This is a genomic window from Asticcacaulis sp. YBE204, from assembly GCF_000495855.1.
Classification (GTDB): Bacteria; Pseudomonadota; Alphaproteobacteria; order Caulobacterales; family Caulobacteraceae; genus Asticcacaulis.
Genome location: NZ_AWGF01000052.1, coordinates 1 through 313, shown reverse-complemented (window position 1 = coordinate 313; position 313 = coordinate 1). Strand labels below are relative to the sequence as shown.

Sequence of the window (313 nt, the reverse complement as noted above, 5' to 3'; positions counted from 1 at the left end):
CTCCGGTGTTTTTGGCTCGCCGAGCTGAAAGTTTTTAATATTCTTCATGTTATCGTCCTACCGTGATCCACTGACCATTTTTATAAATTTGGATGTAGCTCCAAAACAGCTCCTCGGCAGAGTAATCGCCGTCTTTATTATTGAAACCAGTTAGTACGGTATTATCGTGATAGGTATAGACCCCGGTCGCGCCGACCCGGGTTTCCGCGCTGTATCTGACATTTTGAATAAAGTTCTGATTAACCCAGTCAATTGTCGCTCTGGCGCCAACATGCTGGTTAAAGGAGGGCCAATCAACCCGACCATTCAACCC

Annotated in this window: 1 protein-coding gene; it reads right to left on the bottom strand. The window is 46.3% G+C overall.

The window, feature by feature from the left end; all coding sequences use genetic code 11:
• Positions 1-49: 49 nt before the first annotated feature.
• Positions 50-313, bottom strand: a 264-nt coding sequence (locus tag AEYBE204_RS40950) for a hypothetical protein (RefSeq protein ID WP_035424093.1), incomplete at its 5' end; no start/stop codon positions are given.